This is a genomic window from Streptomyces fildesensis (assembly GCF_016107395.1).
Lineage (GTDB): Bacteria > Actinomycetota > Actinomycetes > Streptomycetales > Streptomycetaceae > Actinacidiphila > Actinacidiphila fildesensis.
In genome coordinates, this window is the sequence record NZ_JAAIKO010000041.1 from 44,052 (window position 1) to 70,499 (window position 26,448).

Sequence of the window (26,448 nt, forward strand, 5' to 3'; positions counted from 1 at the left end):
CTTCCGCGTTCGCGTTACAGCATGCTCTTCCCGTCGTGCCAGCCCGGCAGCGCGGAGCCGGCCGCCCACGTCGAGTGCGTTCCGCTGGAGATCCGTTCCGGCAGCCGCACCCGGGCGATCGGCCCGTCGGTGAGGCGCGCCGCGTCGAAGACGAGGCACTCGGAACGATCGGCGTTCACGTCCGTCGTCAGCGTAACAAGGTAGCCGTCGTCCTCCGCGGTCGCGCCGGGGCGCGGGGCCATCGCCGTCTCGCTGCCGTACACGCCCTCGGGCAGCGCGTACCGCTCCTCGCTCCCGGTGTGCAGATCGTGCTTGACGATGCCGTCGAAGAGGAACCAGCCGGGACGCTGGGTGGCGGCGTACGTGTAGCGGTACGGCTGTCCGCCGAGGTTCGGGTTGATCATCCCGAACTCGGTGAACCGCTCGCTGAGCCGCTCCTCCTTCACCTGCCCCGTCACCAGGTTGAGCCGCCAGCGGTGCAGCCGGGTCTCCATCCGCTCCAGCGCCAGGAACCGGAACATCCGCTGGTAGACGCCCTCCCCGCGGGGGTCGGCCGGTTCGGGGCAGCCCTGGTGGAAGCCGTCGATGACGATCTCGTCGCCGTCCTCGTAGGCGTTGGCGAAGTGCAGGACGTACGTCGGGTCGGCCTCGAACCAGCGGACCTCGGTGCCGTACCGGGGGACGACCCCGAAGCGGCTCGGCAGGTCGCGGTGGAAGCGGGAGGCGTACTTGCCCTGGGCGATCAGGGCCGGGTCCCAGAACAGCGGGAAATCGTTGAGGATCGCGTAGTTCTCGGTGAACGCCATGTCGTGCGGCAGGCGAGGGCCGGGCAGCGGGACGTCGGTGAGGTGCTTGAGGCGGTTGTCCGGGCCGACCACCCCGTAGCGCAGATAGGGCGCCTCGGTGGCGTAGCTGAAGAAGAGCAGTTCGCCCGTCAGCTCGTCGACCTTGGTGTGCGCGGAGACGCCCCAGTCCGGTGCCCAGGGCGACTTGCCGATGGTCTCCAGGGTGAGCGGGTCCAGCCGGTAGAGGTCCCCGCACTGCCAGAAACTGCTCAGGGCCTGGCCGGCGTGGACGACGATGTCGGTGCTGGAGGCGTCCTTCATCCGGGTGCGCGCACCCCAGCCGTCGGCGCGCAGCGACAGCGCGGGCCGCTCGGCGATGCCCGCCCACAGCGCCTTCCCTGCCTCCTGTTCGGCCGCGAAGCCGTCGGTGCGCACGAAGCGGTTGCGGTAGAAGGCCTTTCCGTCCCGGAAGCCCACCACATGGATCATGCCGTCGCCGTCGAAGGGGTGGTACAGCGAGATCGCGGGGTGCACGGGGTTCTCGGTGTTGCGCAGATAGACGCCTTCGAGGTCGGCCGGGATCTCACCGGTCACCTCCAGATCGTCCGCCCGCCACTCGGTCGTCTGCGGCCGCCAGGGTCCGGTGCGGTACGGGTGGTCGTCGTCCTCCGGCAGCGTCGACAGGGCGCGCCCGACGATCTCAACGTCCATGGGTTTCCTCCCCTTCCACGACGAAGCCGACCGTGGTGGTCGTGCTCCCGCCGATGTTGAGTGTGGCGAAGCGCCGTGCTCCGTCGACCTGGTAGCCGCCGGCCCGGCCGGTGACCTGAAGGCTCGCGTCGAGCAGCATCCGAACGCCGGTGGCGCCCACCGGGTGGCCGCCGCCGATCAGTCCGCCGCTCGGGTTGACCGGAATGCGGCCGCCGATCTCGAGGTCGCCGTTCTCGACGGCCTGCCAGCTCTGTCCGGGCGCGGTGATGCCGCAGTGGTCGATCGCCATGTACTCGGACATGGCGAAGCAGTCGTGCGTCTCCAGCCCGTCGACCTGGTCGATGCCACCGATTCCGGCCCGGCCGAAGGCGTCGAGCACCGTCCGGCGCACATGCGGGAGGACGTACGGCTCCCCCGCGCTGCGGTCGGTCTTCTGTCGCAGCGGCAGTCCGGCCGTGCGGTGTCCCCATCCCGCGATTCTGGCGGGCTTCCGCGCGCGCCGCCCGGCGGGCGCGTGGTCCGCGAGCCAGCGGTTCGAGACCAGGACGACGCCCGCGCCGCCGTCGGTCATCTGGCTGCACTCCTGGCGGCGCACCCGGCCCTCGATGACGGGATTGGCGTGGTCGTCGGCGGTGAAGCTCGCCTCGGTGAGCTTCCAGTCGCGGGTCTGCGCCTTGGGGTTGGTTCGCCCGTTGCGGTAGTTGAGCTCGGCGATCGCCCGCAGATGGGCGTCGTCCAGGCCGTACCGCGCCGCGTACTCGTCGGCGAGCGCGGAGAACATGTACGGCCACATGAAGGTCGCGTCCTGGCCCTCGTGCCCGGTCCAGGCCGCCGCGCCCAGGTGGCGGGCCGCCTCGTCGCCGGGCACCGTCTTCTCCAACTCCACGCCGATGACGAGCGCGCAGTCGTAGCGGCCCGACTCCAGATCGGCCATGGCGGAGAGCACCGCGATCCCGCCGGAGGCGCAGGCCGCCTCATGGCGCGAGGCGGGCACACCCCACAGCCGGTCCTCCACGGTCGCGGGCATCCCGCCGAGCTGGCCCTGGCCGGTGAAGAGCTGGCCGAAGGCGTTGCCGACGTGGATGACGCCGATGTCCTCGGGCTCCACTTCCGCGTCCGCCAGTGTCCCGTCGACCACCTCCCGCACCAGATCGGAGAACTCCAGCCCGGCCCGCGCCCAGTTGCGGGCGAAATCCGTCTGATGACCGCCCAGCACCCATGTGTTCATCCGTCACCTCCGATGCGATGCTACAACTAACAGAGTCACTCGGAGAAGGGACCGCGATGGACGACGTCTACGTGCTCGACTACGTACGCACCCCACGGGGCAAGGGCTCCCCGCGCGGCGCGCTGCACGGCATCAGCCCCGTCGAGCTCACCGTGGGCCTGCAACACGCCCTCACCGACCGGGGGCTGGATCCCGCGCTGGTCGAGGACGTCGTCATCGGCACCGCGTCCCAGGTGGACGAACAGGGCGCGAACCTCGCCAGAACCGCGACGCTGCTCGCCGGCTGGGGCGACAGCGTTCCCGGCGGCACCGTCAACCGCTTCTGCGCCTCGGGTATCGACGCGGTCGCCCAGACCGCCGCCCGGATCCGGGCCGGCGATCTGCGGACCGCGGTGGCCGGCGGGGTGGAGAGCACCTCCCGGGTCCCGATGTTCAGCGACCGCGGCCCGCTGTTCTGCGACCCCGACACCATCCGGCGGGTGGGCTCGGTCCACATGGGCATCGCCGCCGACCTCAACGCGACCCTCGACGGCTGGACCCGCGCCGAACTCGACGCCTACGGGCTGGAGACCCAGCGCAAAGCCGCCGCCGCGTGGGAGGCCGGGCACTTCGACGCGAGCGTCGTCCCGACCGGCGGCCTGAAGCACGACGAACTGATCCGCCCGGCCACCACGCCGGAGTCCCTGACCGCGCTGGAACCCGCGTTCGCGGTGCTCGGGGCGGAGGGACAGGACGCCCTCGCACTGGCCGCCCACCCCGAGGCCCGCCGGATCGAGCACCTGCACACCGTCGGCACGTCACCGGCCCTCGCCGACGGCGCCGCCCTGCTCCTGCTGGGCGGCGCGGACTCCGGACGGCGCCCCCGCGCCCGCATCGTCGCCTCCGCCACCGCCGCCACCGACCCGGTGATCATGCTGACGGCCGGGCAGACCGCCGTGGAGCGGGTCATCGCCAAGGCGGGCCTGCGCCCCGCCGACATCGACGTCTTCGAGTTCGCCGAGGCGTTCGCCGCGCTCTGCCTGCGGTTCCGCCGCGATCTCGACGCGGGCCCCGACCGGCTCAACCCCAACGGCGGGACCATCGCCATGGGGCACGCCTTCGGCGCCACCGGAGCCGTCATGATCGGCGGCTGCGTCGAGGAACTGGAGCGCCGGGCGGGCCGGTACGGCGTCGCCGCGGTCAGCGGCGCCGCCGGCCTCGGCGTGGCGGTTCTGCTGGAACGCGTCCCGTAGCGCGGCGGCGGACAAACTGCCGGCCGGCGTCCGCCGCCGGTCAGAGGCTGTCGCGCAACACCCGTTTGAGCACCTTGCCGACGGGGTTGCGCGGCAGTGCGTCGCGCAGCTCCAGCCGTTCGGGCAGTTTGTACGAGGCGATGTGCCGCTCCTTGAGGTAGCCGACCAGGTCGTCCAGCACGAGCGGCGACCGGGCGACGACCACGGCGCAGGCCTTCTCGCCCAGCACCTCGTCGGGATAGCCGACAACCGCGACCTCGGCCACCGCCGGATGCCCGGCGAGGAGCTGTTCCAGCTCCGCGGGGGCGATGTTCATCCCGCCGCGGATCACCACGTCCTTCGCCCGGTCGACGTACTTCAGGAACTGCCCGCGGTCGCCCGCGATCTCGAAGAGGTCGCCCGTCTTGAGATAGCCCTGGTCGTCGAAGGGGCTCGGCAGGTCCGTGCCGCCCAGATAGCCCGCGAAGACCTGCGGGCTCTTGATCCGCAACTCCCCCGGCCTGCCCGGCTCCTCGATGTCCTCACCGGTGGCGGCATCGACGATCCGCACCTTCGTCCAGGCGGCGCCACGGGTGGACCACTCGACGCCGGGCACCCCGTACCGGGGGAAGAAGCGCGCCCGCTCCTCCGGATCCGGCACGTCGTACGGGTCGGTGAGCATCCCCGTGCCCTCGTTCGACCCGAAGAAGTTGATGACGCCGATCCCGTACCGCTCCTGCCAGCCGCGCACCATCGCCGGGGAGAGCGGCGCCGAGCCGGAGCCGATCCGGGTGAGCGAGGAGATGTCGGTGCTCGCGAGGAGTTCGTCCCTGGCGAGCAGCATGGTCAGCAGCGCCGGCGGCGCGACGGTGTAGGTGACGTGCTCCTCGGCGATCTGCCGGAGGAACACCGGCAGATCGAAGGGGTGGTGCTGGACGAGGACGCACCCGATCCGGAGCCACGGCAGGAACAGCCCGGCGAAACCCGCCATGTTGACCATCGGGAAGGGATTCAGCAACACGTCGTCCGCGGTCATCCTCGGCGCTTCCAGACACGTCCAGGCGATGGCCAGCCAGTCGTTGTGGCAGCGCGGGACGCCCTTCGGGGTGCTCTCGGTGCCCGAGGTCCAGCAGATGGTGACGCAGTCGTTGGGATCGACGGGGTGCTTGCGGGTGTACGCCGCGACGTCGGCCGGGTCGTACGGTGACCGCAGTTCGGCGTCGAGCGATATCGCCCCGGGTGGTACGTGATGACTGGCCGCGTCGGCTGCGTTGGACGCTCCGTACGCGAACAACAGCCGCAGCTGTGGCAGCCGGTCGCGCAGAGCGTCGACCTCCGCGGCGATCTCCCGCTCGCCGACCCGCACCGCCGTGATGAACGCCGTGAACTCCGCCAGCCCGCCCAGCTGCACCGTCTCGTGCTCGCGGTACTGCACCGGCAGCGGGGAGACGATCACGCCGATCCGCCAGCAGGCGAGATAGACGCACACCAGCTCGACGATGTTGGGCAGTTGCACCCCCACGACATCGCCCTGGCCGACGCCGTGCCGCAGCAGTACGGCCGCGAACCGGTCCACGTCCGCGTCGAGTTCGGCCCAGCTCAGCCTGCGGACCGGCATGCCCACCAGGTCCGCCTTGTTCAGCGGGTCGACCAGTGCGAGCCGGCCGGGATGCGTGCGTACACGTTCACGCAGCAGCGAGTCCGTGGTCTCGCCGTCCCACCAGCCCGCCCGGGTGTACTCGGCGACCCGTTCGGCCGGATGCAGCTTCCGTGCCCCCATGATGTCTCTCCCCTCCACCGATCGGCCGGTCCACCCGTGCGCCCGTCCACCCGTGCGCCGGTGTACCCGTGTGCTGGTCTACCGGTCCCGCAACAGGGCGAGCGTCCGCTCGCCTCCCGGGTCGGCGTCCGTGCTCGACGCGACGACCGCGACCTCGTCCACCCCTGCCGCCGCGTACTCCGCGAGCCTGGCTCGTACCGCTCCCAGATCGCCGACCAGCCCGACCGCCGCGGTCAGTTCGGCCGGCACCGCCGCGAGCAGCTCCCGCGGATGCGGCCGTGACCGCGCGAACTCCACGACGTCACCGAAGCCCGCCTCGATGAACATCTCGGCGTAGCCGGGCGCCGCGAGATAGCCGACCACCCCGCGCCGCAGTTGCTCCACCGCCTCCGGGGACGGATCGACGACGGCTGTCACCCAGGCGGCCACCCGCGGCGACGGACGTCCCAGCGCCTCGGCCTCCTCCCGCATCCGTCCGACCAGCTTCGCCGCCGACGCCGGAGTCAGGAGGTTCAGCACCATCCGGTCGGCGAACGCGGCCGCCGTGCGGACCGCCGCGGGGCCGAAGGCGGCCACCGTCAGCTGTGACTTGGGGGCAGGCAGCCGCAGCCGGTAGCCGCTGGTGCGCACGACCTCCCCCTCCGAGGTGGTCCGCTCCCCGTCCAGCAGCTGTCGCAGCGCCGTCGCCGACTCCCGCAGCGCCACCCCGCTGCGCCGGTGCGAACGGCCGTGCCACTGCTCGACGACGACCGGGCTGGAACTGCCGATCGCCACGTCCACCCGCCGCCCGGTGAGGGCCGCCACCGAGGCGGCCCCGCGCGCGATCGTCATCGGGTCCCGTACGGCCACGGCGAGCGGGCCGACGGTCAGCGGGATGCTCCCGGTCCGCAGGCCAACGGCGGTGGCGAGGGCGAACACGTCATAGGTGGCCATCTCACCGAGCCACAGCTCCTCGTATCCGTTCCGCTCGGCGGCGGCCGCAGTGAGCAGCGCCTCCTCCGGCGGCCGGTCCTGCCAATAGCCCAGCGACACCGACAACTTCACGTGCTTCAGCCTCCCCGACCGCAGCCCACGAACCCCACGAATCCACGCTACGCCGACGCTACAATAAGCAGAGTGACCAGACCACCCCTCCCGCGGCGCCGAACACCGCGGCGGGCTGCGACGGATCGGTCGGCGTGGCGGGACAACCATCGGGACCCGGGGTCCGTCCTACTCGGCAGTACTCCCTGAAGACCGAGGCCATCACCCATGCCCTTCGCCCGCGCGACCGTCACGACCCTGCTCAGCGCGACACTGCTCCTGACCGCCGCACCGTACGCCCTCGCGGACTCCGGCATGTCGCTCTCCGTCGATCCGACCTCCAGCCGCCAGCGCGGCCGGGAGGTCACGTTCACCGTCGCCGCCGACGAGGCGGACCTGAGTCACGGCAAGGGGACGTTCACCCTGGAGTCCCGCGCCTTCGTCAAACCGGTCGGCGTCGCGAAGGAGCGGTTCCACGACGGCAAGGGCGGCCAGTTGTACGCGAAGACCATGGCCATGGTGCCCTGCGACATCGAACCCGGCCCCTACACCGTGGAGTTGAAGGCCGGGGCGGGCAGCCAGGCCGCGGCCGCCATGACGTTGACGGTCGTGCCCGAGATGGATCCCGGGAACCGGTCGTTCTGCGAGGACCCGTCAGCGAGCTACGACTCGGTCGCCGACCGGACCAGCGAGGCGGCGGCCGACGACAACGTGGGCCATGACGGCATCGGCGTCGGCACCGTCGTCGCCGGCGGCGTGGGCATCGGCCTCGTCAGCTCCCTCCTGACCGGCTTCGCCCTCACCCGATGGCAGCGCAAGGCGGGACGCCCGCAGGCCTGACACTCAGCACGTACCGCAGTGGCGGCGGGAGCACCCGCTGCGATGCGATGTAAAGAATCGTAGACATCGTGTCAGCTCTGCCATACATTCATGCCATGTCATACGACGAGAAGAACGCCTGGGTCTACGCCCTGGTCGCGATCGGCGGCTACGCGGGCTACCTGGTGGTCATCCTCGGCAGGGCGCAGGGCGTCCCACTCACCTCGGTCGCCTACGTCATGCCGATGATCCTGGCCATCAGTGCCGCGACAGCCGCATCGATCGTGGGTCACATCGTGATCGCCGCCGCCCGGCCCAAGGAGGCCGGGAGGACCGACCAACGGGACAAGGAGATCCACCGGCACGGCGAGTACGTCGGCGGAATGGTGCTCGCGGTGGGCGTGATCGTCCCGCTCGGCCTGGCGATGGCGGAGATCGACTACTTCTGGATCGCCAATGCGATCTACCTGGCGTTCGTGCTCTCCGCGCTCTGCGGAACCGCGGTGAAGCTCGTCACCTACCGCCGGGGGTTCTAGCCGTGGGAAAGCCGACCAAGGTCACCAATGACATCCGGCGCCTGCGGTTCGTGAACGCCGAGATGACCCAGGCGGACCTGGCGGACCGCATCGGTGTCACCCGGCAGACCGTCATCGCGATCGAGCAGGGCCGCTACTCGCCCTCACTCGAGATGGCGTTCCAGATCGCACGTGCCTTCAAAGTGCCGCTCGGCGAAGTGTTCCAGTACCCGGACAACGATCCGGACGACGAAGGAGACACACCATGAAGGCTGTTGTCCAGGACACCTATGGGTCGGCCGATGTCCTGGAGCTCAGGGACATCGACCCGCCCGTGGTCGGCGACGAGGAGGTCCGGCTGCGCGTGCTCGCCGCGAGTGCCGGCATCGGGGACTGGCACGTCATGACCGGCAGGCCGTACCTGATCCGGCTCTTCGGTTTCGGACTGCGCAGACCCAGGGCCCGCGTCCGCGGCATCGACGTGGCGGGGATCGTCGAGGAGGTCGGTGGGAACGTGACCCGGTTCCAGCCGGGCGACGAGGTCTTCGGCACCTGCGACGGCTCCTTCGCCGAGTACGCGTGCGCCCGGCAGGACCGCATCACGTCCAAGCCGGCGAACCTCAGCGCGGAACAGGCCGCGGCCGTACCCGGCTCCGGAGTCGCCGCCCTGCAGGCCCTTCGCGACCAGGGGCAGCTCCAGCCGGGCCAGAAGGTCCTGGTCATCGGCGCCGGTGGGGGCGTGGGGACGTTCTCGGTACAGCTGGCCAAGGCGTTCGGAGCACACGTCACGGGTGTGTGCAGCACGACCAAGGTCGACCTCGTCCTCTCCCTCGGAGCTGACGACGTCATCGACTACACACAGGACGACTTCGCGGACGGCACGCGGCACTACGACCTCATCCTCGACACCGCGGGGAACCGCCCCCTGTCGCTGCTCCGGCGCGCTCTCACTCCTGCGGGAACGCTCGTCGTCGTCGGAGCCGAGGGCGGCGGGCGATGGCTGCAGGGCACGGACCGCCAGCTCCGGGCGATGCTGCTGTCCCCGTTCCTGCGCCAGAAGCTGCGCGGGCTCATGTCCGTGCAGCGCGAGAAGGACCTGCGGTACCTGGCGGAGCTCTTGGAGGCCGGCAAGCTCACTCCGGTCATCGGCAGGACGTACCCGCTGAGCGGGGTCCCCGACGCCATGCGGTATCTGGAGGAGGGGCACACCCGCGGCAAGGTCGTCATCACCCTCTGAGCCCGACGCCGGGAGAAGCTGACGACCTGACTGCCATGGCCCGGTACCTCTCCTCAAGTCCCAGGACCCGCATAGGCGTTCGCTCGTCCCAACAGCACGGCAACCGCCCCGATTCCGGCGTGACGCAGGTCACATCAAGCCAAGAGGTTTGGTCCCGGCGGACCGGGGCAGCCAAGTGTTCAGAGGCCCCCCTTACCTCGCAGTCCCGGCCCGGCCAGCTCTCCCCCCCTGCTGGCCGGGTCGAGCTGTCTCCGCAGCCGGCCGGCAGGGTCCGCGCACCTCGTCAGGGCACCCGCTGGCCCTTGCCCAGGGCCACTATCCCGCCGGCGGAGACGGTGAAGTGCCGGGCGTCGTGTTCGGGGTTCACGCCGATGGTGGCTCCGGCGGGGACGACGACGTTCTTGTCGAGGATCGCGCGGCGGACGACGGCGCCGCGGCCGACGCGTACGCCCTCCAGCAGGACGGACTCCTGGACGACGGCGCCCTGCTCAACGATGACGCCGGGAGCCAGCACGGATCCGGTGACCTGGCCGCTGATGATGCAGCCCGTGCTGACCATCGACTCGCCCGCGATCCCGCCGGCGACGAACTTCGCCGGTGGCCGCTGGGCCTGGTTGGTGAAGATGGGCCACTGCCGGTTGTAGAGGTTGAAGACCGGTCGGATCGATATGAGGTCCATGTGTGCTTCGTAGTAGGCGTCGAGTGTTCCCACGTCACGCCAGTAACCGTGGTCCCGGTCCGTCTCACCCGGCACTTCGTTGTCGTCGAAGTCGTAGACCTGCGCCTGGCCGCGCTCGGTGAGCAGCGGGAGGATGCTGCCGCCCATGTCGTGCACGGAGTTCTCGTCCTCGGCGTCGTGCTGGAGCGCGTCGATGAGGACCTTGGTGGAGAAGATGTAGTTGCCCATCGAGGCGAAGACCCGGTCCGGGTCGTCCGCGAGGCCGGGCGGATCGGCGGGCTTCTCCAGGAAGCCGTCGATGCGTGAGCTGCGGTCCGCCGTGGTGATGATGCCGAACGCGGAGGCCTGCTCACGCGGCACGCGGATGCCGGCGACCGTCACGCCCGCGCCGGCGTCCATGTGCCGGTCGAGCATCTGCCGCGGATCCATGCGGTAGACGTGGTCGGCGCCGAAGACCACGATGTAGTCGGGCTGCTCGTCGTGCACGAGGTTGAGCGACTGGTAGATGGCGTCGGCGCTGCCGAGGTACCAGCGGGGGCCGAGGCGCTGCTGTGCCGGGACGGGTGTGACGTAGTCGCCCAGCAGACCGGTCATCCGCCAGGTGGTCGACACATGCCGGTCCAGGGAGTGCGATTTGTACTGCGTGAGCACGCAGATGCGGTGGATTCCCCCATTCACCAGGTTCGACAGGACGAAGTCCACCAGCCGGTAGACCCCGCCGAATGGCACCGCGGGCTTGGCCCGGTCCGCGGTCAGCGGCATCAGCCGCTTGCCTTCGCCCCCTGCGAGGACGATGCCCAGCACGTTCGGTCGTCCGCTCACCCTGACCCCCTTCGTCTCCGGCTGCCCGCTGGCAGCCGGTCACTCCAGTACCGACTCGTAGACCTCCACGGTCCTGCGTGCCACCGCGTCCCAGCCGAATTCCGTCACGGCCCGCTGCCGCCCCGCCTCCCCCATCGCCCGCGCCCGGCCGCCGTCGCCGACGACCTCGTTGACGGCGGCCGCCAGCGCGGCCTCGAAGCCGCGCGGATCGGCTTCCTCGTACGGCACCAGCAGCCCCGTACGGCCGTGCTCGACCACCTCCGGGATACCGCCGACGGCAGAGGCGACCACCGCCGTACCGCACGCCATGGCCTCCAGATTGACGATGCCGAGCGGTTCGTAGACCGACGGGCAGACGAACACCGCCGCGTGGGTGAGGAGTTGGACGACGTCGGGGCGGGGCAGCATCTGCGGGATCCACACGACATCGCCGCGCCGCTCCCGCAGCTCGGTGACCAGGGAGCGGAACTCCGCGTCCAGCTCCGGGGTGTCGGGCGATCCCGCGCACAGCACGACCTGGGTGCCGGGGGCGAACTCGCGCGCCGCGCGCACCAGGTGCGGTACGCCCTTCTGCCGGGTGATCCGGCCGACGAACAGGACGAACGGCCGGGCCGGGTCGATGCCGAGGCGCTCCAGGACGTCGACCCGGGGGTCGGGCCGGTACAGGGCGGTGTCGATGCCGTTGTGCACCACGTGGACCCGGCCGGGATCCACCCGCGGATAGCAGGCGAGCACGTCGGCGCGCATGCCGTGGGACACCGCGATCACCGCGTCCGCCGCCTCGGCGGCGGTGCGCTCGGCCCAGCTGGAGACCGCGTAGCCGCCGCCCAGTTGCTCCGCCTTCCAGGGGCGCAGCGGCTCCAGGGAGTGGGCGGTCATCACATGCGGGATGCCGTGGAGCAGTTTGGCGAGGTGGCCCGCCATGTTGGCGTACCAGGTGTGCGAGTGGGCGAGGTCGATGTCCGTCACGGCGGCCGCGATGGAGAGGTCCACCGACAGCGTCCGGAGCGCGTTGTTGGCCCCGTCCAGTCCGGCGGCCGCCCGGTGCCGCACGAGGCCCGAGGCCTTGTCCGCGACCTCATCACCAGGTCGGGTGGCGACGCTCCAGCTGTGGACGGTGAGATCGACGAGGCCGCGCAGTTCCCGCGCGAGGAACTCGGCGTGCACCCCGGCTCCGCCGTACACGTCCGGCGGATATTCGCGCGTTAACAGCCCGACCTTCACCGTGTCCCACCTCTCCGCTGATCACCCGGTGTCCTGGGCGTTGCCGTCCCGGCCCGCTCCGCTCCGGCATCAGCGGGGCCGGCCCGGGATGCGGCGATCGGCGCAGGCCTCGTAGCCCTCTTCTGTACCGGATCGTCAGGCGGCAAACGTCACGGGGTCCGCCGGCAGGCGGCCGCGGGCGGCTTGTCCCGCGACACGGCAATGGTCCGGGGGCCCGTGGAGTGCGCCCTCTCGCGCCGGGCACGGAGAATGGGAACAATGCCGAACGACGCGGAACGCCTGCCACCACGGGCACAGGCCCACGGTGGCGGGGCGGCCCCGCACCCGGAGGAGAGAGCCAGATGCCGCACGAGCGCGCCGGACAGCCCGCACAGCCCGCCGACCTGGTCGACGTGGCCCGGCTGGTGACCGCGTACTACACGCTCCGACCCGACCCCGGCGAGGTGGGCCAGCGGGTCGCGTTCGGGACCTCGGGCCACCGTGGTTCGTCGCTGGCGGTCGCGTTCAACGAGGACCACATCGCGGCCACCAGCCAGGCGATCAGTGAGTACCGGTCAGGCCAGGGGACCGACGGGCCGCTCTTCCTGGGGGCGGACACGCACGCGCTGTCCGAGCCGGCGCGGGCCACCGCGCTCGAGGTGTTCGCCGCCAACGACGTCACGGTGCTGATCGACAGCGCGGACGGGTACACCCCCACCCCGGCGGTCTCGCACGCCGTCCTGGTCCACAACCGCGGCCGCACCTCGGGGTTGGCGGACGGGGTGGTCGTCACGCCCTCGCACAATCCGCCGGCCGACGGCGGCTTCAAGTACAACCCGCCGAACGGCGGTCCCGCCGGCTCGGAGGCCACGTCCTGGATCCAGGACCGGGCGAACGAACTCATCGCGGGCGGCCTCAAGGACGTCCGGCGGATCCCCTACGCCCGCGCGCTCGCCGCCGGCACCACGGGCCGCTACGACTTCCTCACGCACTACACCGACGACCTGCCCGCCGTGGTGGACCTGGAGGCCGTCCGGGCGGCCGGCGTGCGGATCGGCGCGGACCCGCTCGGCGGCGCGTCGGTCGCGTACTGGGGCCGGATCGCCGAGCGCCACGGGCTGGATCTGACGGTCGTCAATCCGGACTCCGACCCGACATGGCGCTTCATGACGCTGGACTGGGACGGCAGGATCCGGATGGACTGCTCGTCACCGTACGCCATGGCCTCGCTCATCCGGCGGCGCGACGACTTCCAGGTGTCCACCGGCAATGACGCGGACGCCGACCGGCACGGCATCGTGACCCCGGACGCCGGCCTGATGAACCCCAACCACTACCTCGCCGTCGCCATCTCTTACCTGTACGAGCACCGCGGGCAGTGGCCGTCGGACGCCCGAATCGGCAAGACCCTGGTCTCCTCGTCGATGATCGACAAGGTGGCGGCAGGCCTCGGCCGGAAGCTGGTGGAGGTACCGGTCGGCTTCAAGTGGTTCGTGGACGGGCTGCTGGACGGCTCGTTGGGCTTCGGCGGCGAGGAGTCCGCCGGCGCGTCCTTCCTGCGCCGCGACGGATCGGTGTGGACCACCGACAAGGACGGCATCCTGCTCGCGCTGCTCGCGGCGGAGATCATCGCGGTCACCGGCCGCAGCCCGTCGCAGCACTACGCCGACCTCACCGCACGCTTCGGCGAGCCCGCCTACGCCCGGATCGACGCGCCGGCGACGCGTGAGCAGAAGGCCGTCCTCGCCTCGCTCTCCCCCGAGCAGGTCCCGGCGGGCGAACTGGCCGGTGAGCCGGTCACGTCGGTCCTCACCGCGGCGCCCGGCAACGGCGCGTCGCTGGGCGGACTCAAGGTCTCCTCCGACAACGCCTGGTTCGCCGCCCGGCCGTCCGGCACCGAGGACGTGTACAAGATCTACGCGGAGTCCTTCCACGGTCCTGAACACCTCGCCAAGGTGCAGGAGGAGGCGAAGGCCATCGTGTCCAAGGCGCTGGACGACGCCTCCGGAAAGGCCTGACGCGCACCCACCCTCACAACGCACCCACGCACAGCAGCAGTGACGCGCACCCGTCCTGTGACCGGAGTCGACCACCGCCGGTGCTCATCCACCGGCTGACGAAGGGAACATTCCTTGAGCGGCAGCGGACTGTCTCAGGAACGGCTCGACCGGATGCGCGACGTCATGTCCGGCTACGTCGAACGCGGTGACGTACCCGGACTCGTGACGCTGGTGCACCGGCGCGGTGAGACCCGGGTCGAGGCGCTCGGCACGATGGCGGCCGGTGGCACCGTCCCGATGCACCGCGACACGATCTTCCGGATCGCGTCGCTGACCAAACCCATCACCGCGGCCGCCGCGATGATCCTGGTGGAGGAGTGCAAGCTGCGGCTGGACGAGCCGGTGGACCGGCTGCTGCCGGAACTCGCCGACCGCAGGGTGCTCCAGCGGCTCGAAGGGCCGCTCGACGACACCGTTCCGGCACGCCGGCCGATCACCCTGCGGGATCTGCTGACGTTCCGGCTGGGGATCGGAGCGGTGCTGGCGCCCCGGGGGACCCACCCGATCCAGCGGGCGATGGACGAGGCCGGCCTCTCCCCCAGTCCGAACCCGCCGGCGATCGGTCCCGACGAGTGGATGAAACGGCTCGGCGCACTGCCGCTGGTCCATCAGCCGGGCGAGCGGTGGATGTACCACACGGGTTCCGAAGTGCTGGGGGTGCTGATCGCGCGCGCCGCCGATCAGTCGTTCGCGTCCTTCCTCAGTGACCGGATCCTCGATCCGCTCGGCATGCGGGACACCTCGTTCCAGGTGCCGGCGGAGAAGCTGGACCGGCTGCCGCCGAGTTACCGGGCCCGTCCCGGAACCGGCGAACTCGTGCTCCAGGACGATCCCGCCGACAGCCGCTGGGGCCGCCCGGTGGCGTTCCCGTCCGGTGGTGGCGGGCTCGTCTCGACGGCCGACGACTACGTGGCCTTCTGCCGGATGATGCTGGACCGGGGGCGGCACGGCGGTGGACGGGTGCTGTCCCGGCCCTCGGTCGAACTCATGACCAGCAACCACTTGGCACCGGAGCAGCGGCCCGGAACCCGCAGCTTCCTCGGTCCCGACGAGGGCTGGGGTTTCGGTGTCTCCGTCTCCGTCCGGCGCTTCGATCTGGCGACGACCCCGGGCCGGTTCGGGTGGAACGGCGGCACGGGCACCTCCGCCTACACGGACCCGGGGGAGGACCTGGTCGGCATTCTGCTGACCCAGCGCCACATGGACTCCACCACTCCTCCCGCTGTCTTCCAGGACTTCTGGACCTCGGCGTACCGGGCGATCGACGACTGAGCCGCGGGGTCGTCACCCCGCAGCCGCGCCGGCCCTCCGCTTGCTCACTCAGTACCTGGCCGACGTGGGCAGCCGGAGACCTACTGGGTGACGGGCTCACTCTGCTGCGGGGCCTCGACGGCCGCGGTGATGGTGGTGCCGGCCGGGACGGACTCGTAGTAGACCGAACGGGACTGCTTGGAGCGCAGGGCCGCGGACTTGCGGACCAGGCCCTCGAGCGCGGTACGCACGCTCATGATGGTGACGGAGCGCTCCGGCGTCGAGATGGCCGTGGCGACCTCCGCCGCCGAGGCCGGGCCGCCCTGCTTGACCAGGTAGTTCTCGACGACCTTCACGAGCTTGTCGGCCTTGGGGGCGGCCGCCTTGCTGTCGGCCGCCTTCGGCGCGGCGGTCTTCGCGGTGGCGGTCTTCGCCGGCTTCGCGGTCGTGGACTTGGCCGTGGCGGCCTTCGTCGCGGCGGCCTTCGCCGGCTTCGCGGTGGCGGTCTTGGCCGGGGTGGCCTTCGCGGTCGCGGTCTTGGCGGGCGCCGCCGCCTTGGTGGCGTGCGCGGCCTCGGCCACGGCGCTCTTCGCGTCGGTCTTGCGGCCGCGGCCGGCCCGGCCCTGGGTCGGGACCGACTTGCGCGCGGTACGGCGCCTGGCGCCGGGCACCTTCGCCGACTTCGCGTGCGGTGCGACGTGCGCTTCCGGCTCGCTCTTCTGCGGTTCGGCCTGCTCGGAGACGGAGTGCTGCTTCTTCGCGCCGACGGCGCTCTGCATGCTCAGCAGCATCTCGCGGTCCTGGACGAGGACCTCCAGCTCCTTCTGGAGCACGTCGATCTGCGCGAGAACGCGGTCGCGGTCACCTTCGTTCTGCCGCAGATCGGCGGCGACGCGGGCTTCGTACTCGCCCTGCAGACTCTGGCTCTTGGACATGACGTCCGACATGGACACCACTCGCCTTTCGTTGCTCACTTCGCGTCATTGATGACCGTGATGGTAGCCATCAACGTATGAGGGGATATTCGAAACGGACGCTCACATCACGTCCCCGTGGTCCGGGCCGGACCGAGCTGCGCCGACATCCGTATGAGTAAGACCATCCCAGTCAACGTCCGCGAAAGCCAACTCGGTTCCCCGGATCCCGTCCGGGAGGTTACATCTTTCGGGCGCGGGAGGATAGGAGCAGCGTCCCCCGTTGACCTGGAAGTGTGGCGGCCCGGACGGCGAATTCCTTTCGCCCCGCCGGGAGTTGCCTCACTCGGCCGGGTACCGTCCGGCCGGTCCCGCGGCCCCCCGCGTTCGTGCTGCGCGGGAGAAACTCGGCGAACAGTTCGAGTTCGCTCCCGCTGTCCCGGAGGCGGATCAGCGCTTCCCGCACTTGTCTTCCCGGACCGTTGACGCCCTCTCCGGCAGGGCGCGATCCTGGAGTGACGCGAGTGAAAGGACACATCGTGTTCGAGCGTTTGCACAACTTATAGAGCGGCGAAAGGGCCGGGTGCCGAGGAGCGACACCTTCGGGTATCACGACCCGGACAACGGGCACCGGCCGTACGGCGGGGCGGATATCGATCCGGCCCCGGACGCGGCTCGCCGCACCAATCCGGACCGGAACACCCGGCCGCGGCAGGAGTTGTTCGGCCGGGACGGGCAAGAAGCCGCCTATGAGACCAAGCGACGAAGTGGCCGCGCGGCGTATCGGCGTGCTGCTCGTGATGCAGGGCGCGCTGTTGACGGGCTTCGGCCTGCTGCTCACGCGGTGGCTGGTGAAGGTTCCGCCGTTCACCGCGGAGGACGGGATCAACCGCGCCTTCGCCGCGCACCGGTCGGCGGGCTGGAACAGCGCCACGTACTGGCTGTCCCAGCTGGGCAACACCCATGCCGTCGTGCTGATGACGGCGGTGTCGGTGGCCCTGCTCCTGTTGCCGGTGTACGGGCGGCTCCAGCGCGAAGCGCTGTTCCTGGGCGCCGCGGTGGCCCTGCAGTCGCTCGTCTTCCTCATGGTGACCGCGGTCATCGACCGGGCCCGTCCGGACGTGGCACACCTGGATGCCGCCCCGCCGACGTCCAGTTTCCCCTCCGGGCACACCGGTGCCGCGACGGCGCTGTACGGCGGTCTGGCCGTTCTCGTCCTCATCCGCTTCCGCGGAAACTGGCGCTTCGTGCCGGCCGCGGTCCTGTTCAGCGTTCCCGTGCTGGTCGCGGTGGCGCGCCTGTACCGGGGGATGCACCATCCCACCGATGTGCTCTTCGGTCTGCTCAACGGGGCCGGAATCCTGCTGATCATGGGGCGTTCACTGCTGCCGGCGCGCGCCCGGCCGCAGGTGCCGGGGCAGGCTGAGCACATCACCTCTGCGGGTGCGACGGCCGTCACGCGGTACGGGCGGCGGGCGGCCGTGGTGGTGAATCCGACCGTCGTGGACGACGCGCTGCACGACGCGATCCGCCGCACGCTGGGTCGGTACGGCTTCCAGGACGTCTCCTGGCACGGGACGACCGAGGACGACCCGGGGAACGGCGCCGTACGGCGGGCCGCGCTCAGGAAACCCGACCTGATCGTCGTGTGCGGCGGTGACGGCACGGTGATGGCCTGTGCCGACGGCCTGGCGCACAGCGGCATCCCGACCGCGGTCCTGCCCTGCGGCACCGGCAACCTGCTGGCGCGCAACCTCGGTTATCCGGTCGATCCCCTCGCCGCTCTCGTCGCCGCGCTGGAGGGCACCACCCACGCCATCGACCTCGGGACCGCCGACGGCGACGGCATCTCCGGAGCCCGGTTCGCCGCCATGGCCGGCGCCGGGTTCGACGCCGCCGTGGTCGGGGACGCCTCCTCCCGGATGAAGGCGGGCATCGGCTGGGCCGCCTATCTGGTGTCCGGGGTGCGCCATCTGCGCGACCCCGGGATGCGGCTGACCCTGCGACTCGACGACGGACCGGAGCTCGGCCGCCGGGCACGGATGGTGCTGGTGGGCAACGTCGGCACGCTGCAGGGCGGTGTGCCGCTGCTCCCGGACGCGCGGCCGGACGACGGGGTGTTCGACGTCGTGCTGCTCAACCCGGCGGGACCGCTCGGCTGGCTGCGCGCCGCCGCCCATGTGCTGAGCCGGCCGCACCACGACAGGACACCCCTGCCGCCGGGCCGCGGTGGACGGTTCGCCGACGGCGCGCTGGAGTACTTCACCGCACGGCGCATCGAGATGACCTTCGAACGTCCCCAGGAACGGGAGTTGGACGGTGAACCGGTCGGTCCCGGCGTACGGCTGGTGATGGAGGTCGATCCGGGCGCCCTGCTGATGCAGTTGCCGGCGACCTCACCCACGGCATCGTCATCGGCGCCGGCGGGCACCGAGGAACCGGCAGTCCTGACAGGAGTACACGATGGGTACGGCAACGCGCGTTCCGCAGACCCGCGACATCACGGGCGACGAACTCTCGGGCGATGATGCCTGGGCCACCCTGCGCCGCTACGGCGGATGGAAACTGGCCCGCGACGCCTTTCTGCGGTTCCGGTACGCCGACGGGTTCAGCCACGCGCGGGCGCTGGCCCTGCAGACGGTCCTGTCGCTGGTGCCGTTCGCCATCGCCGTCGTCGGGCTGTCCACCGTGCTGCACGCCGAAGGCGTCGGGCGGGTGGCCGAACTCACCGTGCTGCGCATGTCGAGCGGCCCGAGCTCCGATGTCGTGAGGAACGCCCTCACCGACAGCCGCCGGCACGCCGACGAGGGCGGACAGCTGGCACTGTGGTTCGGTCTGCTGTTCGCCCTGGTGAACGTCACCACCGCGATGAGCCAGATCGAACGCGGCGCCAACCGCATCTACGGCGTGGAGCGCGACCGGCCCTTCCACCTCAAGTACCGGCGCGGGGTGCTGATGATGCTGCTCGCCGGACTGCCCCTGGGCCTGGGCTCCATCCTCATGGTCGGCGGCGCCGACATCGCCGGAGCGGCGGCCCAGGTGTACCACTGGACGCCGGACCAGACGACGGCCTGGAACCTGCTGCGCCGGCCGGTGGGCATCCTTCTCGCGCTGTTCTCCGCCTCGGTCGTCTTCCGCAGTTCGCCGCGCCGCCGGCAGCCCGGCTACACCTGGCTGGCCTTCGGTGCGGCCGTCTATCTGGCGCTGTGGACCCTGCTGACCTGGCTGCTCAGCCTGTACGTCGAGTTCAGCAGCTCGTTCAACTCCGTGTACGGCCCGCTGAGCGCCTTCATCTCGCTGCTGCTGTGGTCCTACCTCACGGCGATAGCGCTCTTCATGGGCATCGCGTTCGCCGCCCAGCTGGAGGCGGTCCGCGCCCGCGTCAAGGAGCCGGTTCTCCAGGATCCGGGGGTCTGAGCGGTGCGGCTCCGCAACCCGGACAGGTCGGTGACTCGGCCCGCGATGATGATTCTCCGCCGGAACGGGTAGCCGTCACCAGCATGAGGGCACTGTCGCGATTTCCCGGAAACCTGATCCGCCGGCTGCGCGGCCCGGACGAGCGCCTCGGCGTACGGCTGCTGCTCACGGCGGCGGTGTGCGCCGTCGCGACCGTACCGTTCGCCTTCGTTCTGGTCCTCGTGGAGGCCCACTGGGGTCCCCTGCACCGCGCCGACCGGAGTGCGGCCGAGAACCTGCACCGGGCGGCGCTGGACCACCCGGCATGGGTGACAGTGCTGCGCTTCCTCACCAACGGGCTGTGGTCGCCCACCGTCATGCGGCTGCTGGTGGCCGCTGTCGTGGTGTGGCTGCTGTACCGCCGCGCCTGGCGACTGGCCGCCTGGGCCGCCGTCACGGCCGCCCTCAGCTCCATGGTGGGGGTGATGGTCAAGACGGCCGTGGAACGCGCCCGCCCGCAACTGCCGGACCCGGTGGCCCACGCCCCCGGCTATTCGTTCCCCTCCGGCCACGCCATGACCGCCACGACGTCCTGCGGAGTGCTGCTGCTCGTCCTGCTGCCGCTGGTCCCCCGCGGCCTGCGCGCGCTGCCATGGGCGGCGGCGGTGATCTCCGTGGTGGGTGTCGGCTACACCCGGGTCGCGCTCGGCGTGCACTGGGCGAGCGACGTGGTGGGCGGCTGGCTGCTCGGGCTGGCCGTACTCGCCGCCACCACCGCCGCGTTCCAGGCCTGGCGCCAGGAGGCGGGTCTCGCCCACACCTCACCGGCCCAGGGTCTGGAACCCGAACTGGACACCCCGCACACCGCGCCCGAACCGGCCCTCCACCTCGGCCACCACCCCACGGACGAGAACCCGTCCCCTACGGATACGAAGGAGGACGACTCACGTCCGTGAGGGCGGTCGGCCGACCGGCGAACCTCAGAACCTCAGAACCTCAGAACAGGGTGTCGGCGAACCGGTCGACCTGGTCGGTGTCCGGGGACCAGCAGTAGAGGATCACTTCGTCGGCGCCGAGGTCGGTGTACGTACGCACCGCGGCCTTGATCTCCTTCGGATCGCCCAGCAGTCCGTCGGCGAAATGGGAGGCGTCGCCGAGGAACGCGTAGTAGTGGCCGACGTTCTTGCGGGCTTCCGCGACCACCGCGTCCGGGCCGATGGCGACGTTGAGCTGGGCCACCAGCCGGGGCGCCGACGTACGCCCGGCGTCGCGCCAGGCCTGTTCCGCCTGGCGGAACAGGCGGTCGGTGAAGTGCGGTGACGGCGCGGCGCCGAGGAAGCCGTCACCCCAGCGGGCGGCGCGGGCGATCGCGGCGGGGGTGAAGCCGCCGAAGAGCACTTCGGGGCCGCCGGGTGTCACGGGCGCGGGTCCGATCGGTCCCACACCGTCGCCGTAGGGCTCGCCCGCCCAGACGCGGCGCAGTACCGCCATCTGCTCGTCGAGCCGGCGGCCGCGCCGGTGGACGTCGACTCCGGTGGCAAGGTAGTCGTCCTCGCGTCCGCCGATCCCGATGCCGAGGGTGAAGCGGCCGCCCGAGAGGTGGTCGAGGGTGGCGGTCTGCTTCGCCAGCAGTGCGGTCCGGTGCAGAGGTGCGAGCAGTACCTCGGTCTGTACGCGGATGCGGTGGGTGGCGCCCGCGAGGGCGGCCAGGGTGATGAGTGGTTCGGGGTTGTCGTGGACCAGCCGGTCCAGCAGTCCGAGGGTGGTGAAGGGGCCGGCGTCGGCACGACGGGCCCAACTCAGCAGCCGACCGGGATCGTCGACGGGAAGACCGAGACCGATGTTCATGTGTGACTCCTCAAGAAGGGCAGACGAAATCGATGCCGCCCCTCCGTGATCTCGCACGAACGATACGTGCGGGCGCGCTCCCGTTTGCGGCGTACCTCCAGGGAGCGGTGCTCGGAGTCCAGCCATCCTAGAGCAAGCCGCGAGGGACGAGTGGGGTCTTGGGACGGGATCAGGACACCGCGGCGGGTCCCGGCGCCCAGTGGGCGCGCTCGCATAGGGTCACGTGGTGGCTTTGATCAGGATCGAGCGCTCCTCCCCACTGCCCGTCGACGAGGTGTGGCGGCGGCTCACCCGCTGGGAGCGGCACGCGGCCCATGTGCCGCTGACCAGGATCACCGTCACCACCCCGCCGCCCACGCGGCTGGGCACCGTGTTCGTGGCGCGGTCCGGCCTGGGGCCTGTCGGGTTCGACGACCCCATGGAGATCGTGCGCTGGGAACCGCCCGCGCCTGGTGGCACCGGCCGTTGCCGGCTGGAGAAGCGCGGCACGGTCGTCGTGGGGTGGGCCGAGATCGAAGTGGCCGCGCGGGACACCGGATCGCGGATCGTGTGGACCGAGGATCTGCGGGTACGGGGACTGCCGCGGCTGTTCGACGGTCTGACCGTCCGGTCCGGCCGGCTGATGTTCGGCCGGGCGATCTCCGGACTGCTCGCGGAGGCATAGCCCCGGCGTGCCGGGGCGCCCGGTCGCGACGACGAAGAGAAGGACATCGGTGATGGACGAACGGCTGGTCGTGGTCGGCAGTCTCAACATGGACCTCTCGGTCACGGTGCCGCGTCTCCCCCGGCCGGGCGAGACGGTCTCCGGCGCCGATGTCGTCCGCGGACCCGGCGGGAAGGGCGGCAACCAGGCGGTCGCCGCGGCGCGGCTCGGCGCACGGGTCCGGATGGTCGGGCTGCTCGGGGACGATGCCCATGGCGTGGAACTGCGGGCGGCCCTGACGGCGGAGGGGATCGACGACAGCGCGGTGGGCACCCTCCCGGACACCGCTTCCGGACTGGCGCTGATCGTGGTGCAGCACGACGGCGAGAACACCATCACCCTCTCCCCCGGCGCCAACCACCACCTGGACGAAGCCACGTTGCGGAGCCTCACGGAAGGCCTCGTCGCGAACAGCGCCGACACCGTCCTGCTCCAGCTCGAAGTGCCGCTGCCCACCGTGCTGGCCGCGGCCCGCGAGGCGCGCGCCGCCGGGGCGCTGACCGTGCTCAACGCCGCTCCGCTGCCCGGTCCCGGCCCGCTGCCGGCCGAACTGCTGCGTGCGGTCGATGTCCTCATCGTCAATGAGACCGAGGCCGCCGGACTGCTCGGCCTCCCCGACGTACCGTCCGGCGGCCGGGACGAGGATTGGACGGCGCGCGCGGACCAGCTCCGTCGGCTGGGGCCCGGGACCGTCGTGGTCACGCTCGGCGCGGCCGGCGCGGTCGCCGCCGATGCCCGGGGTCCGCTCACCGAACCGGGCTTCCCGGTCGACGCGGTGGACGCCGTCGGTGCGGGCGACGCCTTCTGTGCCCAACTGGCCATCGCTCTCGGTCTCGGCAGCCCGCTCGCCGAGTCCGTCCGCCGGGCCTGTGCGGCCGGCGCCGTGGCCGCCACCCGGCGCGGCGCGCAGAACGCGCTGCCCACCCGGGCCGAAGTCGACTCGCTGCTCGCGGCAACTCCCTGATGATCGCGCGGCAAGGCAACGGTTTAGCCTGGGAGCGACCCGAGTCGGGTGGTCCCGAGTGAAGGAAGAACATGAACGGCGTCACCGGATTCACCAGCGTTTCCCCGACCACGCTCGCCGACGTCCTGGGCCGTGAGCAGGTCATGGACATCGGCATCCGCCCGCTGTGGCCCTCTCCGCGGATTGCCGGCCCGGCGTTCACCGTACGGTGCCCTCCCGGCGACAACCTGATGCTGCACGCGGCCATCCACCGCGCGGAGCCCGGCTCGGTCATCGTCGTCGAAGCGGGTGACGTGGACTACGCGCTCGCCGGCGGCAACGTCTGCGCCGTCGCCCAGCGCCGGGGGATCGCGGCGTTCGTGCTCGACGGTGTGATCCGTGACCTCGCCGAGGTGCGCGAGATGGGCTTTCCCGTCTTCGCCAGGGGCGTCATCCCCATTCCCGGGACCAAGAAGGCCGTTGCGCCGCTCAACGGCACGGTGCGGTGCGGCGGCGTGAACGTGAGCGCCGGCGACATCGTGGTCGCCGACGAGGAAGGCATCGTCGTCACTCCCGGCGCCCGTCAGGAGCAGGTGCTCGCCGACGCCCGCACCAAGATGGCCAAGGAGGCCGGCGAATCCCTCGATGCCTGGGAAGCGGCGCATCGTGCCCGCATCGACGCGATCCTGGCCGAGAAGGGCTTCACCGGCTGACCGAGGCCGTTCGGCTCAGGGGGCGTCGTGCCGCGGCGCGCCTCGTGCGGTCCGGTCCGGTTGGTGTGCGCGGTGCTTCCGGTGCCAGTGGGGGCGGTGCACGGAGACGGCCGTGGCCCGGCGCGTCAGGGCTCCGAGTCCGATCAGTGTGACCGTCCAGGTGCCGACGAAGGTGTAGATCAGCGTCGGTGCGTCGGCGCGTACCGCTTCGATCAGCAGGATCAGGGATCCGGCGGCCAGTCCGCCGAGCAGCGCCACCAGCCAGCGGACCGGCGGGCGTCGCACCCTGCGGTAGGCAGGGGCGACCCAACTGGCCAGCCGGCGCAGGAGTCGGCCTTCACGGCGGAAGTTGACCTCCATACTGCTGAGGATCCGGCGTTCCTCGTCGGTGAGTTCTACAGCTCCCATCGTGTGGGTCCCTCCCCCGTGCGGCTGAACGGACTGATGGCGCGGCGGTCCGCACCGTGCTTCCCGGGGGTTGGAGGGGCGGCGCGCTCGGCTGCCGACGCGGCCGCTCCGGGAAGATCGGGAACCTCGACCAGGGCAGGTAAGTCCGGTGTGAGCTGTGAGTGTTCGTCAGCGTCCATGAGGTGTCTCCGCGATGTCTGGCCCCCGGGCGGAGGCCGCCTCCTGCGCTCCTTCGTCAACGCCGGCCGCGCTTCCGGCCGGACGATACTCCGTGCTCCGCACCGTGCTGTCGTACACCCTCGTGGGTGGCAGGTCTCCGGCCGGTTCAGCTCCGCACGGGGGCGGAGGTCCGCCGGCCGGCCGGAGAACTCTGTACTGAAGCCGCTTCCCCCGGCGCGGGGAGGCAAAACGCCCGGCGCGTGACAGGGCTCCCGTGGTCCACGTGGACCCGAGCGCGCCCCTCGACGCGCCGCGGACCGGTGCGCGGCACGCCCGGGAATCCTGGCGTGCCGCGCACCGGTCCGCGGCGGACGGGCGGGAGTTCGGGCCGTCAGAGGCCCGACTTCTCCTGAGGGATGCGTTCCAGCAGCCCGCGCAGGTCGTCCGCGTGCTCCTCCTCCTGCGCGAGGAGCTCCTCGAACACCCGGCGGGTGGTCGGGTCGCCGTTGCCGAGCCACTGGGCGATCTCCGTGTAGGAGGCGATGGCGACCCGTTCCGCCACCAGATCCTCCTTGATCATGTCGATCAGCCCGAGGCTCGCGTCGTACTCGGCGTGCGACCGCTTGGTGAGGGTGTCCGGGTCGAAGTCCGGCTCCCCGCCCAGCTGGACGATCCGCTGGGCCAGCTTGTCCGCGTGCGCCTGCTCCTCCTGGGCGTGCTCCAGGAACTCGGCGGCGACGGGCTCGGAGTACAGCCCGGTGGCCGTGAAGTAGTGCCGCTTGTAGCGGAGCGTGCACACGATCTCGGTGGCCAGTGCCTCGTTCAGCACCTGGATGACCCGTTGCAGGTCAGCGCCGTAGGCATCCGTCACCGGACCCTTCTCGATCTCCTTGCGTGCCCGGCTCCGGAGCGTTTCGATGTCGGTCAGGAACTCCGCCATGTCGTACTACCGTCCTTCGTGATCTGCGGCCAAGACGAACGGGAGACCCGTCCACGCGCTGCGCGTACCCGGCCGTCCCGCCCGGTACGCCCTCCCCGGCCGGAGATCAGCCACCCGGCCCCGGCGTTGCCGGTGGCAGCGGGTCATCCGGCCGAATCCGGCTCCCCCCCGCGCGAACCGCACACCCGGTCGCACCGACGGCGTTCGGCCCGTGCAGACGCCCCAGGACGGGGTAGCAGACCGGCATGGGCTCGGAGTCTGTTCCCGGTACCCGCCGCACCGCGCACTCCGGCTCGGACGGTCCGTCGTCCCGCCGGGGGCCGAAGCCTGCCCGGGTGGCGCGCCGGATCTGGCGGCGGGGCGTGGAGATAGAGCTGATGCAGCGGTCGATGGGCTTCGCCGCACTCGGCCTGGTGACGCTGATTCCGCTGCTGATCGTCGTGGCGGCGGCGCTGGGGCACAACGGCCAGGGGTTCGTGGCGTGGGTGCGGGACGCACTGGGGGTGACGGGCGGATCCGCGCGCGCGGTGGAGAGCCTGTTCAGCAGCCCGGCGCGGGTGCTGAGTACGACGACCGCGCTCAGCCTCGGGTCCCTGGCGGTCTTCGGGCTGTCGTTCATCGCCGCCATCCAGACCGCCTACGAACGCATCTGGGACCTGCCGTCCGCACCCTGGCACGCCACCTGGCGGCGGGCGCTGGCTCTCGCGCTCCTGGTCGGCTACCTGCTGACGGCCGAGTACGCCGACCACGTCCTGCAGGACACTCCGCTGCAGCCCCTCATCCGCATCGTGGTGACGGGAGTCGGGGGCGTGGCGTTCTTCTGGTGGATCCAGCACTTCCTGCTGTGCGGCCGCATCGGCCGGCGGCTCCTGCTGCCCGGCGCCCTGCTGACCGTGGGCGGGCTGGTCGGTCTCCGGTTCTTCTCCATCACCGTCTTCTCGCCGCTGATCGCCGGCAGCGCGGTCTCGTACGGGCCCATCGGCACCGTCCTGATCGTCCAGTCCTGGCTCATCGGCATCGGATTCGTGATCTATGCGGGAGCGCTGGCTGGGCAGGGGCTGTACGAGCGCAAGCGTCCTCAGTGACGTGACCGTGCCACC

The 26,448-nt window shown here is 71.2% G+C and carries 24 protein-coding genes; 14 read left to right on the top strand and 10 right to left on the bottom strand.

Annotated elements, in window-relative coordinates:
* Positions 1–14: 14 nt before the first annotated feature.
* On the bottom strand, positions 15–1,496 hold the full coding sequence (locus tag C6N31_RS34130) for a carotenoid oxygenase family protein (protein WP_198358980.1): 1,482 nt from the start codon (positions 1,494–1,496) through the stop codon (positions 15–17).
* Complete coding sequence (locus C6N31_RS34135; protein ID WP_198358981.1) at positions 1,486–2,724, bottom strand: acetyl-CoA acetyltransferase; 1,239 nt, start codon at positions 2,722–2,724, stop codon at positions 1,486–1,488. The genes C6N31_RS34130 and C6N31_RS34135 overlap by 11 nt, the downstream gene beginning before the upstream one ends.
* A 56-nt stretch (positions 2,725–2,780) precedes the next feature.
* Here C6N31_RS34135 and C6N31_RS34140 point away from each other — a divergent pair, with 56 nt between their 5' ends.
* On the top strand, positions 2,781–3,956 hold the full coding sequence (locus tag C6N31_RS34140; protein WP_138353436.1) for an acetyl-CoA C-acyltransferase: 1,176 nt from the start codon (positions 2,781–2,783) through the stop codon (positions 3,954–3,956).
* Positions 3,957–3,996: 40 nt separating this feature from the next.
* On the opposite strand, the gene C6N31_RS34145 is transcribed toward C6N31_RS34140, so the two are convergent.
* The gene (locus C6N31_RS34145) at positions 3,997–5,715 is read right to left on the bottom strand and encodes a class I adenylate-forming enzyme family protein (RefSeq protein ID WP_198358982.1); all 1,719 of its coding nucleotides are present in this window, start codon (positions 5,713–5,715) and stop codon (positions 3,997–3,999) included.
* Between the two features lie 78 nt (positions 5,716–5,793).
* Complete coding sequence (locus C6N31_RS34150; RefSeq protein WP_307811576.1) at positions 5,794–6,759, bottom strand: LLM class F420-dependent oxidoreductase; 966 nt, start codon at positions 6,757–6,759, stop codon at positions 5,794–5,796.
* A 207-nt stretch (positions 6,760–6,966) separates the two neighbouring features.
* Here C6N31_RS34150 and C6N31_RS34155 point away from each other — a divergent pair, with 207 nt between their 5' ends.
* The 4 genes from C6N31_RS34155 (at position 6,967) to C6N31_RS34170 (ending at position 9,309) form a co-directional block, all read left to right on the top strand.
* The gene (locus tag C6N31_RS34155) at positions 6,967–7,578 is read left to right on the top strand and encodes a hypothetical protein (RefSeq protein ID WP_138353433.1); all 612 of its coding nucleotides are present in this window, start codon (positions 6,967–6,969) and stop codon (positions 7,576–7,578) included.
* 95 nt (positions 7,579–7,673) lie between these two features.
* Positions 7,674–8,093 (top strand): hypothetical protein, encoded by a 420-nt coding sequence (locus tag C6N31_RS34160; protein ID WP_138353432.1) that lies wholly within the window; start codon positions 7,674–7,676, stop codon positions 8,091–8,093.
* Between the two features lie 2 nt (positions 8,094–8,095).
* A complete protein-coding gene (locus C6N31_RS34165; RefSeq protein ID WP_244808981.1) occupies positions 8,096–8,341 on the top strand; it encodes a helix-turn-helix transcriptional regulator in 246 nt (81 codons plus the stop codon).
* Positions 8,338–9,309 (top strand): NAD(P)-dependent alcohol dehydrogenase, encoded by a 972-nt coding sequence (locus C6N31_RS34170; protein ID WP_198358984.1) that lies wholly within the window; start codon positions 8,338–8,340, stop codon positions 9,307–9,309. The genes C6N31_RS34165 and C6N31_RS34170 overlap by 4 nt, the downstream gene beginning before the upstream one ends.
* A gap of 283 nt (positions 9,310–9,592) precedes the next feature.
* Here the strand turns inward: C6N31_RS34170 and glgC are convergent, their stop codons facing one another.
* Entirely contained in the window at positions 9,593–10,810 is a 1,218-nt protein-coding gene (gene glgC, locus C6N31_RS34175; protein WP_138353429.1) for a glucose-1-phosphate adenylyltransferase, read from the bottom strand.
* A 39-nt stretch (positions 10,811–10,849) separates the two neighbouring features.
* Positions 10,850–12,034 carry a glycogen synthase gene (gene glgA / locus C6N31_RS34180; RefSeq protein WP_138353428.1) on the bottom strand — a complete coding sequence of 395 codons (1,185 nt, stop codon included), beginning with the start codon at positions 12,032–12,034 and terminating at the stop codon, positions 10,850–10,852.
* A gap of 341 nt (positions 12,035–12,375) precedes the next feature.
* Here glgA and pgm point away from each other — a divergent pair, with 341 nt between their 5' ends.
* Both pgm and C6N31_RS34190 read left to right on the top strand, forming a co-directional pair.
* Positions 12,376–14,031 (top strand): phosphoglucomutase (alpha-D-glucose-1,6-bisphosphate-dependent), encoded by a 1,656-nt coding sequence (gene pgm / locus C6N31_RS34185; protein ID WP_138353427.1) that lies wholly within the window; start codon positions 12,376–12,378, stop codon positions 14,029–14,031.
* 114 nt (positions 14,032–14,145) lie between these two features.
* Entirely contained in the window at positions 14,146–15,345 is a 1,200-nt protein-coding gene (locus C6N31_RS34190) for a serine hydrolase domain-containing protein (RefSeq protein ID WP_232486001.1), read from the top strand.
* Between the two features lie 80 nt (positions 15,346–15,425).
* Here the strand turns inward: C6N31_RS34190 and C6N31_RS34195 are convergent, their stop codons facing one another.
* Complete coding sequence (locus C6N31_RS34195; RefSeq protein ID WP_138353426.1) at positions 15,426–16,271, bottom strand: hypothetical protein; 846 nt, start codon at positions 16,269–16,271, stop codon at positions 15,426–15,428.
* 716 nt (positions 16,272–16,987) lie between these two features.
* On the opposite strand from C6N31_RS34195, the gene C6N31_RS34200 reads away from it, so the two are divergent.
* The 3 genes from C6N31_RS34200 (at position 16,988) to C6N31_RS34210 (ending at position 20,590) form a co-directional block, all read left to right on the top strand.
* On the top strand, positions 16,988–18,766 hold the full coding sequence (locus tag C6N31_RS34200; RefSeq protein WP_138353425.1) for a bifunctional phosphatase PAP2/diacylglycerol kinase family protein: 1,779 nt from the start codon (positions 16,988–16,990) through the stop codon (positions 18,764–18,766).
* A complete protein-coding gene (locus C6N31_RS34205; protein ID WP_138353424.1) occupies positions 18,702–19,655 on the top strand; it encodes a YihY/virulence factor BrkB family protein in 954 nt (317 codons plus the stop codon). Before C6N31_RS34200 ends, C6N31_RS34205 begins: the two co-directional genes overlap by 65 nt.
* Before the next feature lie 83 nt (positions 19,656–19,738).
* Positions 19,739–20,590, top strand: a complete 852-nt coding sequence (locus C6N31_RS34210; RefSeq protein ID WP_138353423.1) for a phosphatase PAP2 family protein — start codon at positions 19,739–19,741, stop codon at positions 20,588–20,590.
* A gap of 40 nt (positions 20,591–20,630) precedes the next feature.
* On the opposite strand, the gene C6N31_RS34215 is transcribed toward C6N31_RS34210, so the two are convergent.
* Positions 20,631–21,482: an LLM class flavin-dependent oxidoreductase gene (locus tag C6N31_RS34215; RefSeq protein ID WP_138353422.1), complete on the bottom strand. Its 852-nt coding sequence runs from the start codon at positions 21,480–21,482 to the stop codon at positions 20,631–20,633.
* 226 nt (positions 21,483–21,708) lie between these two features.
* Here C6N31_RS34215 and C6N31_RS34220 point away from each other — a divergent pair, with 226 nt between their 5' ends.
* The 3 genes from C6N31_RS34220 (at position 21,709) to C6N31_RS34230 (ending at position 23,841) form a co-directional block, all read left to right on the top strand.
* The gene (locus tag C6N31_RS34220) at positions 21,709–22,146 is read left to right on the top strand and encodes an SRPBCC family protein (protein WP_138353421.1); all 438 of its coding nucleotides are present in this window, start codon (positions 21,709–21,711) and stop codon (positions 22,144–22,146) included.
* Positions 22,147–22,198: 52 nt separating this feature from the next.
* Positions 22,199–23,149, top strand: a complete 951-nt coding sequence (locus C6N31_RS34225) for a ribokinase (protein WP_232486002.1) — start codon at positions 22,199–22,201, stop codon at positions 23,147–23,149.
* A gap of 71 nt (positions 23,150–23,220) precedes the next feature.
* The gene (locus C6N31_RS34230; protein ID WP_138353419.1) at positions 23,221–23,841 is read left to right on the top strand and encodes an RraA family protein; all 621 of its coding nucleotides are present in this window, start codon (positions 23,221–23,223) and stop codon (positions 23,839–23,841) included.
* Positions 23,842–23,856: 15 nt separating this feature from the next.
* Here C6N31_RS34230 and C6N31_RS34235 read toward each other — a convergent pair whose 3' ends face one another.
* Together C6N31_RS34235 and C6N31_RS34240 are read right to left on the bottom strand one after the other, a co-directional pair.
* Positions 23,857–24,249, bottom strand: a complete 393-nt coding sequence (locus tag C6N31_RS34235) for a hypothetical protein (RefSeq protein ID WP_138353418.1) — start codon at positions 24,247–24,249, stop codon at positions 23,857–23,859.
* 550 nt (positions 24,250–24,799) lie between these two features.
* A complete protein-coding gene (locus tag C6N31_RS34240; protein WP_138353417.1) occupies positions 24,800–25,348 on the bottom strand; it encodes a ferritin-like domain-containing protein in 549 nt (182 codons plus the stop codon).
* Between the two features lie 245 nt (positions 25,349–25,593).
* On the opposite strand from C6N31_RS34240, the gene C6N31_RS34245 reads away from it, so the two are divergent.
* The gene (locus tag C6N31_RS34245) at positions 25,594–26,433 is read left to right on the top strand and encodes a YhjD/YihY/BrkB family envelope integrity protein (protein WP_138353416.1); all 840 of its coding nucleotides are present in this window, start codon (positions 25,594–25,596) and stop codon (positions 26,431–26,433) included.
* Positions 26,434–26,448 lie beyond the last annotated feature (15 nt).

What these genes read in the sequence shown, in the direction of transcription:
- C6N31_RS34130 (WP_198358980.1), bottom strand. Translation starts at nt 1,496, where the DNA reads ATGGACGTTGAGATCGTCGGGCGCGCCCTGTCGACGCTGCCGGAGGAC.
- C6N31_RS34245 (WP_138353416.1), top strand. Translation starts at nt 25,594, where the DNA reads ATGGGCTCGGAGTCTGTTCCCGGTACCCGCCGCACCGCGCACTCCGGC.
- C6N31_RS34140 (WP_138353436.1), top strand. Translation starts at nt 2,781, where the DNA reads ATGGACGACGTCTACGTGCTCGACTACGTACGCACCCCACGGGGCAAG.
- C6N31_RS34215 (WP_138353422.1), bottom strand. Translation starts at nt 21,482, where the DNA reads ATGAACATCGGTCTCGGTCTTCCCGTCGACGATCCCGGTCGGCTGCTG.
- C6N31_RS34195 (WP_138353426.1), bottom strand. Translation starts at nt 16,271, where the DNA reads ATGTCGGACGTCATGTCCAAGAGCCAGAGTCTGCAGGGCGAGTACGAA.
- C6N31_RS34210 (WP_138353423.1), top strand. Translation starts at nt 19,739, where the DNA reads ATGAGGGCACTGTCGCGATTTCCCGGAAACCTGATCCGCCGGCTGCGC.
- C6N31_RS34135 (WP_198358981.1), bottom strand. Translation starts at nt 2,724, where the DNA reads ATGAACACATGGGTGCTGGGCGGTCATCAGACGGATTTCGCCCGCAAC.
- C6N31_RS34200 (WP_138353425.1), top strand. Translation starts at nt 16,988, where the DNA reads ATGAGACCAAGCGACGAAGTGGCCGCGCGGCGTATCGGCGTGCTGCTC.
- C6N31_RS34170 (WP_198358984.1), top strand. Translation starts at nt 8,338, where the DNA reads ATGAAGGCTGTTGTCCAGGACACCTATGGGTCGGCCGATGTCCTGGAG.
- C6N31_RS34225 (WP_232486002.1), top strand. Translation starts at nt 22,199, where the DNA reads ATGGACGAACGGCTGGTCGTGGTCGGCAGTCTCAACATGGACCTCTCG.
- C6N31_RS34155 (WP_138353433.1), top strand. Translation starts at nt 6,967, where the DNA reads ATGCCCTTCGCCCGCGCGACCGTCACGACCCTGCTCAGCGCGACACTG.
- C6N31_RS34230 (WP_138353419.1), top strand. Translation starts at nt 23,221, where the DNA reads ATGAACGGCGTCACCGGATTCACCAGCGTTTCCCCGACCACGCTCGCC.
- C6N31_RS34145 (WP_198358982.1), bottom strand. Translation starts at nt 5,715, where the DNA reads ATGGGGGCACGGAAGCTGCATCCGGCCGAACGGGTCGCCGAGTACACC.
- C6N31_RS34240 (WP_138353417.1), bottom strand. Translation starts at nt 25,348, where the DNA reads ATGGCGGAGTTCCTGACCGACATCGAAACGCTCCGGAGCCGGGCACGC.
- C6N31_RS34235 (WP_138353418.1), bottom strand. Translation starts at nt 24,249, where the DNA reads ATGGGAGCTGTAGAACTCACCGACGAGGAACGCCGGATCCTCAGCAGT.
- C6N31_RS34160 (WP_138353432.1), top strand. Translation starts at nt 7,674, where the DNA reads ATGTCATACGACGAGAAGAACGCCTGGGTCTACGCCCTGGTCGCGATC.
- pgm (WP_138353427.1), top strand. Translation starts at nt 12,376, where the DNA reads ATGCCGCACGAGCGCGCCGGACAGCCCGCACAGCCCGCCGACCTGGTC.
- C6N31_RS34205 (WP_138353424.1), top strand. Translation starts at nt 18,702, where the DNA reads ATGGGTACGGCAACGCGCGTTCCGCAGACCCGCGACATCACGGGCGAC.